The organism is Microbacterium elymi, from assembly GCF_021582895.2.
Lineage (GTDB): Bacteria > Actinomycetota > Actinomycetes > Actinomycetales > Microbacteriaceae > Microbacterium > Microbacterium humicola.
Map to the genome: position 1 here is coordinate 2,919,540 of NZ_CP091139.2, position 12,320 is coordinate 2,931,859.

General features: G+C 71.1%; 6 protein-coding genes and 8 pseudogenes. 13 read left to right on the forward strand and 1 reads right to left on the reverse strand.

The annotated features are described in order from the left end of the window. Nucleotides 1-154: 154 nt before the first annotated feature. A pseudogene (serC, locus tag L2X98_RS15930) lies at nucleotides 155-1,239 on the reverse strand (phosphoserine transaminase). 146 nt (nucleotides 1,240-1,385) lie between these two features. Here serC and L2X98_RS15935 point away from each other — a divergent pair. The 13 genes and pseudogenes from L2X98_RS15935 (at nucleotide 1,386) to L2X98_RS15985 (ending at nucleotide 12,302) form a co-directional block, all read left to right on the forward strand. After that, on the forward strand, nucleotides 1,386-2,084 hold the full coding sequence (locus L2X98_RS15935; RefSeq protein ID WP_259611559.1) for an iron-dependent transcriptional repressor DtxR: 699 nt from the start codon (nucleotides 1,386-1,388) through the stop codon (nucleotides 2,082-2,084). Nucleotides 2,085-2,538: 454 nt separating this feature from the next. Then, nucleotides 2,539-3,564 carry a M23 family metallopeptidase gene (locus L2X98_RS15940; RefSeq protein ID WP_259611560.1) on the forward strand — a complete coding sequence of 342 codons (1,026 nt, stop codon included), beginning with the start codon at nucleotides 2,539-2,541 and terminating at the stop codon, nucleotides 3,562-3,564. Further along, a pseudogene (locus L2X98_RS15945) lies at nucleotides 3,533-4,031 on the forward strand (HNH endonuclease). Before L2X98_RS15940 ends, L2X98_RS15945 begins: the two are co-directional and overlap by 32 nt. A 133-nt stretch (nucleotides 4,032-4,164) precedes the next feature. Continuing rightward, nucleotides 4,165-5,366: pseudogene (locus L2X98_RS21750) on the forward strand (3-phosphoshikimate 1-carboxyvinyltransferase); the annotation flags it as partial. A gap of 358 nt (nucleotides 5,367-5,724) precedes the next feature. After that, a pseudogene (locus L2X98_RS21755) lies at nucleotides 5,725-6,114 on the forward strand (AMP-binding protein); the annotation flags it as partial. A 100-nt stretch (nucleotides 6,115-6,214) separates the two neighbouring features. Continuing rightward, nucleotides 6,215-6,649, forward strand: a pseudogene (locus L2X98_RS21760) (AMP-binding protein); the annotation flags it as partial. A 269-nt stretch (nucleotides 6,650-6,918) separates the two neighbouring features. Further along, nucleotides 6,919-6,984 (forward strand): hypothetical protein, encoded by a 66-nt coding sequence (locus L2X98_RS21765; RefSeq protein ID WP_354003077.1) that lies wholly within the window; start codon nucleotides 6,919-6,921, stop codon nucleotides 6,982-6,984. 198 nt (nucleotides 6,985-7,182) lie between these two features. Then, nucleotides 7,183-7,845 (forward strand): annotated as a pseudogene (locus tag L2X98_RS15960) (acyl-CoA dehydrogenase family protein); the annotation flags it as partial. Between the two features lie 124 nt (nucleotides 7,846-7,969). Next, nucleotides 7,970-8,381 (forward strand): annotated as a pseudogene (locus L2X98_RS15965) (acyl-CoA dehydrogenase family protein). Then, nucleotides 8,378-9,346, forward strand: a complete 969-nt coding sequence (locus tag L2X98_RS15970; protein ID WP_259613359.1) for an SDR family oxidoreductase — start codon at nucleotides 8,378-8,380, stop codon at nucleotides 9,344-9,346. Before L2X98_RS15965 ends, L2X98_RS15970 begins: the two are co-directional and overlap by 4 nt. An 8-nt stretch (nucleotides 9,347-9,354) precedes the next feature. Continuing rightward, a pseudogene (locus tag L2X98_RS21770) lies at nucleotides 9,355-10,200 on the forward strand (oxidoreductase); the annotation flags it as partial. Between the two features lie 163 nt (nucleotides 10,201-10,363). Beyond that, complete coding sequence (locus L2X98_RS15980; protein WP_259611563.1) at nucleotides 10,364-11,359, forward strand: FAD-dependent oxidoreductase; 996 nt, start codon at nucleotides 10,364-10,366, stop codon at nucleotides 11,357-11,359. Nucleotides 11,360-11,534: 175 nt separating this feature from the next. After that, nucleotides 11,535-12,302: an SDR family NAD(P)-dependent oxidoreductase gene (locus L2X98_RS15985; RefSeq protein WP_259611564.1), complete on the forward strand. Its 768-nt coding sequence runs from the start codon at nucleotides 11,535-11,537 to the stop codon at nucleotides 12,300-12,302. Nucleotides 12,303-12,320: the final 18 nt, after the last annotated feature.

Here is a 12,320-nt window from a genome sequence, read left to right on the forward strand (position 1 = left end):
GTTCACACGCCCTCAGGGGCGGGGCGGGCAGCCTGTCGTGCTCAGCTGACGCGGTTGTGCACGAAGTGCGCGATTCGCGTGCATCGGCGACCGATGAAGCCGCCTCGGCGCCCGATGAGTGCCCTCGGCGGCCGGGCGGCCGCATCCATCGGGCTCAGAGGTGCTCGACCGTGTAGTCGATGCAGCGGACGAGCTGGCGCACGTCGTCGGGCTCGATCGCCACGAACGTCGCGATGCGCAAGCTGGTTGCGGCCCAGCTTGCGGTACGGCTCGGTGTCGACGATGCCGTTCGACCGCAGCGACGCGGCCACGGCCGCGGCATCCACCGACGCGTCGAAGTCGATCGTGACCACCACGGGGGACCGGTCGGCCGGGTCGGCGGCGAACGGGGTGGCGTACGAGGATGCCTCGGCCCAGCCGTACAGGATGTCCGAGGACTCCTTCGTGCGCGCGCCGGCCCAGGCGAGGCCGCCGTGGCCGTTGATCCAGCGGATCTGCGCGTCCATCAGGCAGCGTCGACAGGGCGGGGGTGTTCAGGGTCTGGTTCAGGCGCGACTGCTCGACGGCCGTCTTCAGGTCGAGGAACGCGGGGATGTAGCGGTCGGATGCCGCGATCCGCTCGATCCGCTCGACCGCCGCCGGCGAGACCGCCGCGAACCACAGGCCGCCGTCGGAGGCGAAGTTCTTCTGCGGTGCGAAGTAGTACACGTCGGTCTGCGTCACGTCGACGTCGATGCCGCCGGCCGCACTGGTCGCGTCGATGACGGTCAGCGCGCCGTCGTCGCCGTGCACGCGCTCGATCGGGGCGACCACACCCGTGGAGGTCTCGTTGTGCGGTCCGCCGTACACGTCGACACCGGCGACCGGCTCGAACCGCGCCCGGGTGCCCGGCTCGGCGGTGCGCACATCCGGCGCCTGCAGCCACGGGGCGGCGGCGGCCTTGGCGAACTTGCCGCCGAACTCGCCGAACTGCAGATTCTGCGCGCGGTTCTCGATCAGGCCGAACGCGGCGGCATCCCAGAACGCGGTCGAGCCGCCGTTGGCGAGGATGATCTCGTAGCCCTCCGGCAGGCGGAACAGCTCGGCGAGCCCCGAGCGCACGCTGCCGACCAGGTTTTTCACCGGCGCCTGCCGATGGCTGGTGCCCAGGATCGTCGCTCCCGGGCCGGCCAGCGCCTGGATCTGCTCGGCACGGACCTTCGACGGACCGCAGCCGAATCGACCGTCGACGGGCAGGATCTCGCGGGCAGCGCAACGTGGGTCATGCCCCCGATTCTAGGCGGGCCGCGTGCCCGGCCCCGAGCGGATGACGCCCGGTTGCGCCGCCGTCGCCCGGTGGTGCGCCGACTAGGCTGGACCGACACGGCTGACGCGGAGAACGAACCATGGTTGACCTGATCGACACCACCGAGATGTACCTGCGGACGATCCTCGAACTCGAGGAGGAGAACATCGTCCCGCTGCGCGCACGCATCTCCGAGCGGCTCGGCCACTCCGGGCCGACGGTGTCGCAGACCGTGGGCCGCATGGAGCGCGACGGGCTGGTCGTGGTCTCGGACGACCGGCGTCTGGAACTGACGGATGCCGGCCGGCACAAGGCCGTCGACGTCATGCGCAAGCACCGCCTCGCCGAGCGTCTGCTCTCGGACGTGATCGGGCTGGACTGGGCCTACGTCCACGAAGAGGCCTGCCGCTGGGAGCACGTGATGAGCGAGCAGGTCGAGCGGCGCCTCGTCGAACTGCTCGGACACCCCACCGAATCGCCCTACGGCAACCCGATCCCCGGCCTGGACCAGCTGGGCGGCACCGCCTCGATGCAGTTCGAGCAGGGCGTGGTGGGACTCGTGCGCCGATTGGATGCCGCGGGCGGCCCGATCCGCGGGACGGTGCGCCGGCTCGCCGAGCCCGCCCAGGTCGACCCGGAGCTGCTGGAACAGCTGCGCGGCGCCGGCGTCCTTCCCGGTGCGACCGGCGACTACCGCTACAGCGAGGGCTACGTGCTGGTGCAGATGGACGGCAGCGACGAGGGCCTGGAGCTTCCCGTCGAGGTCGCTTCGCACATCTTCCTGGTGGACGAGGGCTGAACTCGCCGCAGCGCGGCCGGCACGGGGGCGTGACATATTCGTTACCTTCGGGTAACCTCGAAAAGTCCATAGGCGAGAAGCCCGCCGACGGATACCGCCAGGATCGCCTCATCGGCTCGTCGTCCTGGCGGGTCATCGCACCGCGTGTCCCGACACCTGTGCCTGCGTAGCATCCGACGAGCCGGTGCCCGATCCCGAACCGGGTGCGGAGGCTGTGGAGGACAGTTTGGCCGAACAGCACGACGCGACCGATACCCGGGCCGCGCCCGTACCCACTCGCCGAGGGCTGCGAGCCGCCGCCACCGGTCCGGTCGCCCGAAGGTCGACGGCACCATCCACCCCGGCACTATCTACCCCGGCACAGTCCAGTCCCGCACCGACCGGCCCCGCATCGGCTCCGCGCACGGCCGCCGCGCGGCGTCGGTCCCCGGCACGCCGCCTCGCCGTCGTCGGCGTGATCGCCGCACTGGTGGGCACCGCCGCCGTCCCGGCCTTCGCCGCGGCGAACTCGACGCCCGAGACGCGGACGATCCAGCAGGTCGCCGCGGACGACGCGCAGTCCGTCGTCGTCGCCTCGGACGAGCAGCCGGCCGACCTCAGCCGCAGCGCTATTCCGCGACCACCGCCGGCGAGATCTCGAAGAAGAAGGCGCAGGAGGCCGCGGCCGCCCGTGCCCGCCAGGCGGCCTGCCGCCGCGGCGGCAGCGGTCAGCTACTCGTCCGTGAAGGTCGATCTGAACATGAAGGGCCCCGGCAGCGGCGCGATCCGCTGGCCGCTGGCCAAGATCAACCACATCGGCGAGGGCTTCGGCGCCCGCGGCGGCGAGCACCAGGGCGTGGACCTGCTCACCAACGGGGGCACCCCGATCTTCGCCGCGACCTCCGGCACCGTGAACGTGTCCAGCGAGGGCTACTACGGCTACGGCGTGGCCGTCACGATCGACACCGTCATCAACGGCACCAAGGTCACCACGCTCTACGGGCACATGCGCTACGGCAGCCGTCAGGTCGTGCACGGCCAGAAGGTGTCGGTCGGTCAGGTCATCGGCCTGGTGGGCAGCACCGGCCGCTCCACCGCGAACCACCTGCACTTCGAGGTCATGCTCAACGGTTCGCACGTGGATCCGCTGGCCTGGCTTGCGCGCGAACGCCGGCTGACGGCATCCGTCCGACACGCACCCTCGCGCGGCGCGGTCCCGCGCGTTGGGGCTAATCTGATCCCGGACGCTCAACCGAGCGAAGGGAAGCCGATGGGCAGCACACCACACATCCGCACCATGGATGCGCTCGGCCTGCTCGTCCTTCGGCATCATGAGCACGGATGCCGCACCCTGCGCGCGTCCGTGGCGTCGCCCGCCGGGCGGCGCCTTTTTCATGCCCTGCGCGACGTTGTGCGTCCTCGTGTCGATCGTCCGGGAAGCCGTCTCGGACTGTTCGTGAGGATGGCAGATGCGCACACTGGTGCTGAACGCAGGATATGAACCGCTGGCCGTGGTCTCGTTCCGCCGGGCTCTGGTCCTGGTGATGAACGAGAAGGCGACCATCATCGAGCATGTCGAGGGTGAGCCGGTCCTGGCCGCACGCGGATCGTACGACAGACCCGCGGTGATCATCCTCGCCCGGTACGTGCACCTGCCGAACACGCGTCGCGTGCCGGTGACCCGCCGTGGGGTGCTGCGGCGGGACGGCTTCCGCTTGCGCCTACTGCGGCGGCCATGCCGCCACCATCGACCACGTGCAGCCCCGCTCGCGCGGGGGAGCGGACTCATGGGAGAACCTCGTGGCCTGCTGCCAGCGCTGCAACAACACGAAGGGCGACCGCACACCCCAGGAGATGTCCTGGCAGCTGCGGGTGATCCCCCGCCCGCCCCGCGGGGCGCACTGGACCGTGCGCGGCATCGACCGCGCCGATCCGCGCTGGGAGCCGTACCTGGCTCTCGCCGCCTGACCGGATCGGACCCGCACGCGCTGTCGAGGATCTGCACGCGCGGCGCCAGAGGAGTATGTTCGCCTCTGGCAGGCCTTCGACACGCATGCCTGCATGTCGTGGTCGGGGCCTGCACTCGGGCAAGGAGGTCGACATGCATCTGGCGGTGGCGGGAAGCGCGGAGCGCGTGCACGGAAGCGTGCAGGTGCCGAATTCGAAGTACCACGCGCACCGTGCGCTCATCCTGGCCTCGCTGGCCCCGGGCACGAGTCGCATCACCGGGCTCAGCGACGCCCGACACGTGCAGTACACGGTCGGCGCGCTGCGGGCCCTCGGCATCGAGGTCGAGATCGACGGCGACACGTTCATCGTGCACGGCGGTCCGTACCGGCCGCGACGCGAACGGATCACCGTGGGCAGCTCGGGCACGACGCTGTACTTCATGGTCGGTCTTGCCGCGCTCGCCGATCGCGACGTCGTGGTGACCGGCCAGAAGTATTTCGAGCGCCGTCCGATCGGGCCCTTGCTGCGCGCGCTGCGCGAGGTGGGGGTGGATGTCTCCTCGCCCACGGACTGTCCGCCCATCCGCGTCGGGCACGGCCGTCCGACCGGGGGCGTCGTGCACATCGCCGGCACCCTCTCGCAGTGGATCTCGGCGCTGCTGCTGATCGCGCCGTTCGCCGCCGCGCACACCACCGTCATCGTGGACGGCCCCTTCAACGAGCGCAGCTACGTCGACCTCACGATCCGGATGATGGCCCAGTTCGGCCTTCAGGTCGCCGTCTCGGCGGATGGTCGCCGCTTCGACATCGCGCCGAACCAGACCCCGCGCCCCGCCGACCTGCAGCTGCCGCCGGACATCGGCTCGGCGGCGTTCGGGCTGGCCGTGGCCGGCATCCGGCCGGCCGACGTGCTGCTGACCGGGCTGCACAGCATCGACCCGGCCGAGGTCGACCACCCGGAGGCCGAATTCCTCGGGATCGCCCGGGACATGGGGCTGCCGATGGTGGTGGATGCCGCGGCCGGCGGGGTCCGGGTGCAGCACGACGGACTGCGGCTGCGCGCGACCGAGGTGGACTGCCGGGCGGTGCCCGACATGCTCCCGGTGCTGTCCGCGATGGCGGCGTTCGCCGACGGCGAGAGCGTGTTCCGCAACGTCGAGCACGTGCGGCTGAAGGAGTCCGACCGGGTCACCTCGATGCTCGAGCTGAACGAGATGGGCGCCGACCTCGACTTCGACGGCACGGACCTGCGGATCCGGGGGTCGCCGGCCTGCACGGCGCGCACCTCTCCTCGTTCAACGACCACCGGGTGCTGATGTCGCTGGCGGTCGCGGCGGGTGCGGCATCCGGTCGTTCCACCCTCACCTTCCCGCATGCGTACCGGATCTCGTACCCGCAGTTCCTCGACGCGATGGAGGAGCTGCACGTGGACATGCAGGTGGAGCGCGGCCCGGCGAAGCCGACCGCCCGACGCCTGCCGCGGGAGGGCACGGTGGAGGCAGCCGGCCAGGTCACCGGGGCGGAGTGGATCCGCCGGTGGGCCGCCGAGCGTCCGCACGGGCTGGCGGTGGTGGATGCCGCACCCGACCGCACGACCCGGATGACCTGGGACGAGCTGGACCACGCCGTCGACAAGGCCGCCACGCTCGCTGGAGTTCGGGATCGAGGCCGGCGACCGGGTGGCCGTCCAGCTGCCCAACTGCAGCGGGTTCGTGGTGATCGCCGCCGCCGCGGCGCGCATCGGCGCCGTGATCTGCCCGATCATGCCGATCTTCCGCGAGCGCGAGGTGGCCGTGGCGCTGAAGCGGTCGCGGGCGAAGCTCCTGGTCGTCGCCGACAACTTCCGCGGCCGTCAGCACGACCGCGAGATCGCCGAGATCCTGGACGGTCCGGACGCCGCCGAACTGGCTCTGCAGACCGTGCTGGTCATGCATCTGACGCCGGGCGTCGCGCACATCCTGCCCGAGTGCGCCAATCCGGGCGTGGCGTGGCACGCCTGGCACCGCGCATCCGCGTGGGTGCACGTGGATCGCGCGGCGCTGGACGCCCGGACCCCCCGGCCGCAGGATCCCGCGCAGCTGCTGTTCACGTCCGGGACCTCGGGCGAGCCCAAGGGCGTTATCCACCGGCACGAGAGCCTCAGCCGGGCGGCGTGGATGGAGATCGAGGCAGCTGCCGCTGAACTCGACCGACACCGTCTACGTGCCCTCGCCGCTCGCGCATCAGACCGGGTTCCTGTACGGGATGTGGCTGTCCTGGGTGCTGGGCGTGCCCGAGATCGTGCAGCGCACCTGGAACGCGACGCGGGCCCTCGAGGTGCTGAACGAGTGGGAGGGCACGTTCGTGCAGGCCGCCACGCCGTTCCTCACCGACCTCGTCCGCGAGGTCGAGGCCGGCGCCGAGGTGCCGCACGCCCTGCGCGTGTTCGTGGCCACCGGCGCCGCCGTGCCCCGCGCACTCGCCGAGCGCGCGACGCGCGTGCTGGGCGCGACCGTCTGCGGGGCGTTCGGCACGACCGAGACCGGCCTGGCCGCACTGGCCAGTCCGTCCGACCCGGCCGCGAAGGCGTGGGGGACGGACGGCAAGGCGCTGCACGGGGTGTCGCTGCGGATCGTGGACGACGACGGTCACCCGGTCGCGGCCGGGCAGGAGGGCAACTTCGAGCTGACCGGTCCCACGGTGTTCGACGGCTACCTGGAGCGGCCCGATCTGAGCGCCGAGGCGTTCACTGCGGACGGGTGGTATCGCACAGGCGACCTGGCCACCCTCGACGACGACGGCTATCTGCGCATCACCGGCCGCGTCCGCGACGTCATCAACCGCGGCGGCGAGAAGGTGCCGGTCTCGGAGATCGAGGCAAGCTGCTGTATCGGCATCCCGCAGTGGAGGATGTCGCGATCGTGGCGATGCCCGACCCGCGCCTGGGCGAGCGGGCCTGCGCATTCGCAGTGCTCGCCCCGGAGCGAGCCTGACGTTCGCACAGCTGCAGAAGTACCTCGACGACTGCCGCGTCGCCAAGAGCTACTGGCCGGAGCGCCTCGAGATCGTCGACGCGCTGCCGCGCAACACCGTCGGCAAGGTGCAGAAGTTCCTGCTGCGCGAGCAGGCGGCGACACTGAAGCCCCAGCGGCTGGCGGCCGTACCCCACCCCGACAAGGAGGACATCCTCGATGACCAGCAGCCCGATCACGCTCGACGGACGCGGAAGCCGAATAGGACAGCCTGAGTACGACGCGCTCCTCGCGGAGGTGACGCAGTGGGTGCGCGGACCCGGCGAGCGCTGGGCCGAGCGGATCGAGCAGACCGGGACGGTGTCGCCGGAGCTGTTCGGCGAGCTGAAGTCGCGCGGCTACCTGAGCATGGCCGCACCGGTCGAACTGGGCGGCCGCGGCCTCGCGTTCAGCCAGTGGATGGGGCTGATGGAGGTCTTCTCCCGTTCGCACGCGTCGATCCGGATGCTGGTGCACGTGCTGAACGGCACGTGGCGGGCGATAAACCCGCATGTCACCGACGAGCAGCGCGAGCGGTTCGTGCGGCCGATGGTCGCCGGCGACACCCTGGTCGCCTTCACGCTCACCGAGCCCGACAACGGCAGCGGTGCCGACCTCACCTGCACCGTGCGCCGCGAGGGCGACATGTACCTGCTGAACGGGCGCAAGCATCTGATCACGTTCGGCGTCACCTGCGACTACTGGCTGCTGTTCGCGCGGCTGGAGGGCACGGCCGGCAAGGACGGGGTGGTCGCGCTGCTGGTGGACCGGCACGCCCCCGGGGCGGACGTCGAGGACACCTCGCACACGATGGGCGTGCACGGCACGGACCATGCGACGCTCACGTTCGTGGACACCCCGGTGCCGGTGGCGCAGCGGCTGGGCGACGAGGGCGACGGCCTGAAGATCGCGCTGGGCGGGTTCCTCACCCCGAGCCGGATCTCGGTGGCGATGAGCTTGCGTCGGGCTGGCCGCACGGGCTCAGGAGCTCGCCGTCGACTACGCGTCCTCGCGGGTCACGTTCGGCAAGCCGATCGCCGCTCGGCAGGCGATCTCGTTCATGATCGCCGAGAACGAGGCCGACATCCAGGCCGCCAAGCAGGCTCACGCTGCACGCGGCCCGCGAATGGGAGCGGGATGCGCCCGAGGCGCCCGCGCTGTCGTCGATGGCGAAGATGACCGCGGTGGACATGCTCACGCGGGTCACCGACAAGGCGCTGCAGGTGCACGGCGGGATCGGCTACTGGAAGACCTCCACGATCGAGCGCGTCTACCGGGACGCCCGCGCACAGCGGTTCGAAGAGGGCACGAACGAGATCCAGAAGACCGTCGTGGCCCGCGACGTGTTCGCCCGGGCAGGGAAGAAGGAGACCGCATGACCACCCCGACCCCTGCCGAGATCCCCGACGACGACCAGGGCGAGTACGCCGAGAAGATCGCGCTGATCACCGGCGCATCCCGCGGCATCGGACGCACGCTGGCCCTGGAGCTGGCGGCCAAGGGCGCCACCGTGGTGGTGAACTACCGCACGAACGCCGACCTGGCCGACGAGGTGGTGGCCGAGGCGCGCCGACGCGGCGGCGACGGCATCGCGGTGCAGGCCGACATGGAGAGCCCGGACGACATCGTCCGACTGTTCGACGCCGTGGCATCCGAGTACGGGCGTCTCGACTTCTTCGTCAACAACGCCGCGGCGGCCGCCTTCAAGCGGATCGTCGACCTGAAGACGCACCACCTGGACCGCTCGTACGCGATGAACGTGCGCCCGTTCGTGCTCGGCGCGCAGGAGGCGGTCAAGCTCATGGACCGCGGCGGCCGCATCGTCGCCGTCTCCAGCTACGGCAGCGTCCGGGCCTTCGCGACCTATGCGGCCCTGGGCTCGTACAAGGCGGCGGTGGAGTCGTTCATCCGGTTCATGGCCGTGGAGTTCGCCGGCTACGGCATCACCGTGAACGGGGTCAACGGCGGACTGATCGAATCGGACTCGCTCGACTACTTCTACTCGATGCCGGGGATGGCCCCGATGCAGAGCGTGATCGACGCGATCCCGCTGGGGCGGCCGGGCACCGTGGCCGACATGGCGGACGCGATCGACTTCCTGCTCTCGGAGCGGGCCGGCTACATCACCGGCCACACGATCGTCGTGGATGGCGGGATGACGGTGGCCGCACCCCCGTACTGGCACGACACGACCCACCCGCTGGGGCTTGCCGCCGCGGCCGACCCGGGAGTAGTCGGTGTCGACGGCACAGCATCCGCCATCGCCAGAACCGACAGCGCGATATCCGACGGTGCAGACGCCGGTGCGACTGGGCACGCTGATGCTGCCCGCATCGGGTGGTGATGGGGTCGATGCACCTGAACCGTGAGACCGGGGATGCCGCGGCCCTGGCCGCGTTCTATGCGGAGCGGGCCCGCGGGGGCGCGGCCCTCATCATCACCGGCGGCGCCGCCGTCAGCCGGGTCGGCGCCGGCAGCGCCGGCTACACGCTGATCAACGAGCCCGCGCACGCCGCGCCCTGGCGAGGCGTGGTCGAGGCGGTGCACGCGGCCGGCGGACGCATCGCACTGGAGCTGTTCCACGCGGGCCGGTACGCGTTGCCCTCGGCCTTCGGGCTGACGCCGGTGGCGCCGTCCGCGGTGTTCAGCCGGTTCTCCCAGGCCGAGCCGGTCGCACTGGACGAGGACGGCATCGCCGCCACCATCGCCGACTTCGCGTCCGCAGCCGCAGTGGCGATCGACCTCGGGTTCGACGGCGTCGAGGTGATGGCATCCGAGGGGTACCTGCTCAACCAGTTCGCCTCGCCCGTCACGAATCTGCGCGACGACGCCTGGGGTGGGGATGCCGCGCGCCGGCGCGCGTTCCCGCTGGCCGTGACCCGGGCGGTGCGCGAGGCGGCCGGCGACGCGCCGGTGATCGTGCGGGTCTCGGGTGCCGATCTGGTCCCCGGCTCGTCGTCGCCGGACGAGGTCGATGCGCTGGCGGCCGCGCTGGTCGGCGCGGGCGCGGACGCCATCGACGTGGGCATCGGCTGGCATGAGGCCCGTGTCCCGACGGTGCAGTCGATGGTCCCGCACGCCGCGTTCGTCGACGTGGCGGCGCACATCCGGAGCGCGTTGACGAGCGCCGGGGCGCGCGTGCCGGTGATCGCGTCCAATCGCATCACCTCGCTGGCGCAGGCCGAGCGGGTGCTGGCGGCCGGTGAGGCCGACCTGGTGTCGATGGCGCGGCCGTTCCTGGCCGACCCGCAGATCGTGGCCGCGTCGCTGGCCGGCCGCGTATCCACGGTGAATCCCTGCATCGGCTTGCAACGAGGCCTGCATCGACCGGTCGCTCGGGCTGGAGCCGGTCTCGTGCACCGTGAATCCCCGTGCAGGTCGCGAGCTCGAGTTCCCGCTGGTGCCGGTGGTCGGCGGCTCCGGCGCGCGCATCGCGGTCGTCGGCGGCGGCCCGGCCGGGATGGAGGCCGCTCGGGCGGCGGCGTTCGCGGGCGCCCGGGTCACCCTGTTCGAGGCGGCCGAGGCGATCGGCGGGCAGTTCCTGCTGGCCGGCGCCGTCCCCGGCAAGCACGACTTCGCGGCGACCGCCCAGTCCTTCCGACGGGTGCTGGACCGCCTCGGGGTCGAGGTGCGCACCGGCCACGCCGCCACCGCGGACGACCTCGTCGGGTTCGCGCACGTCATCGTCGCCACCGGCGTCGTGCCGCGAAAGGTCGAGGTGCCCGGCAGCGACGGGGCGAACGTGATCGACTACGCCGAGGCGTTCGCACGGGCCCCGCAGCTGGGCGGGCGGGTGGCGGTGATCGGGGCGGGCGGGATCGCCGTGGATCTGGCGCATCTGCTCGTCGAGGGCGAGGGCGAGGGCGTGGGCGTGGGGGAGGAGCCGGATGCCGGCGGTCGGGCCGCGGCGGAGCAGGACCGCTTCCGCATCGAGCACGGGCTGCAGGACGGCACGCTGCCGCCGCCGCGGCGACAGGTGACGATCATGCGCCGGTCCGGTGCGATCGGCGCAGGGATGGGCGTGACCACCCGCTGGGCGGCCGTGCAGGCGATCCGCCGCCGCGGCGTGCGCACGCTCACCGGCGTCTCGTATCGCGGCATCGGACCCGACGGGGTGCGCATCGATGTCGACGGCGCCGAAGAGCTGATTGCGGCCGACGTCGTCGTCGTCGCGGCGGGGCAGACTTCCTGGTCCCCGCTGGCGGAGCGGCTGGCTCTGCGCGGCATCCCGCACACCGTCGTCGGCGGGGCTCGGAACACGGCCGGACTGAACGCGGTGGCGGCGTTCGAAGAGGGACTGCGGGCCGGCGACGCCGTCGCCCGGCAATGTGCGCACGTCACGGTGAAGGACAAGTGACTCTCCGGTCTCGTCGCTGAACGCTCCAGAGGGAACGGGAGGTGCGCCATCGTCTGCCTCGCGTCTGTCGGGTCTCTGCCACGTATACCGCGCTGCTCCCGATACGGCAAGGACTGTGCAGGCGGGACGGCACGCGCTTGGATGGAGGTGAGATACACCCGTGAAAGGTGGGGGCATGCTGCTCGAGGGAAAATCAGTCGTCGTGACCGGAGGGAACAGCGGGATCGGTGAGGCGATCGCGCTCGCTGCCGCCCGCGAGGGTGCGAAGGTCGTGATCGACTACGTCGCGCATCCCGATGAGACGAAGTCGTTGATCGAGAAGATCGAGTCCTCGGGCGGACAGGCGGTGAGTGTTCGAGCAGACGTGAGCAAGGTCGAGGATCTGAAGAACATGGTGAAGACGGCGGTGGACGCCTTCGGGCGACTGGATGTACTCGTCAACAACGCCGGCATCGAAACCCGCACGTCCGTGCTGGATACCACGGAAGCCGACTACGACAAGGTGCTCGCCATCAACCTGAAGAGCGCGTTCTTCGGCACCCAGCTCGCGGCGAAGCAGTTCATCGAACAGGGCGACGGGGGCACCGTTGTCAACATCTCCTCCGTGCACGAGGACTGGCCGATGCCCGGCAACACCGCCTACTGCGTCTCGAAGGGCGGCGAACGGATGCTCGCGCGAACCGCAGGCGTCGAACTCGGCCCCCACAGCATCCGCGTGGTGAACGTCTGCCCCGGTGCCGTTGACACGCCTATCAACGACGAGACGCTCGAGGATCCCGAGAAGTCGAAGACGCTGAAGAACTCGATCCCGCTGAGGCGTGTCGCGCAACCTTCACAGATCGCCGAAACGGTCGTCTTCCTGGCTTCGGATCGCGGCAGCTACATCACCGCGACGAGCGTCGTCGTCGACGGCGGCATCATGCAGGGAAGCGTGGGCCTGTGAACGCTCGACGGCCCGAGC

What these genes read in the sequence shown, in the direction of transcription:
- L2X98_RS15935 (WP_259611559.1), top strand. Translation starts at nt 1,386, where the DNA reads ATGGTTGACCTGATCGACACCACCGAGATGTACCTGCGGACGATCCTC.
- L2X98_RS15970 (WP_259613359.1), top strand. Translation starts at nt 8,378, where the DNA reads ATGACCACCCCGACCCCTGCCGAGATCCCCGACGACGACCAGGGCGAG.
- L2X98_RS15985 (WP_259611564.1), top strand. Translation starts at nt 11,535, where the DNA reads ATGCTGCTCGAGGGAAAATCAGTCGTCGTGACCGGAGGGAACAGCGGG.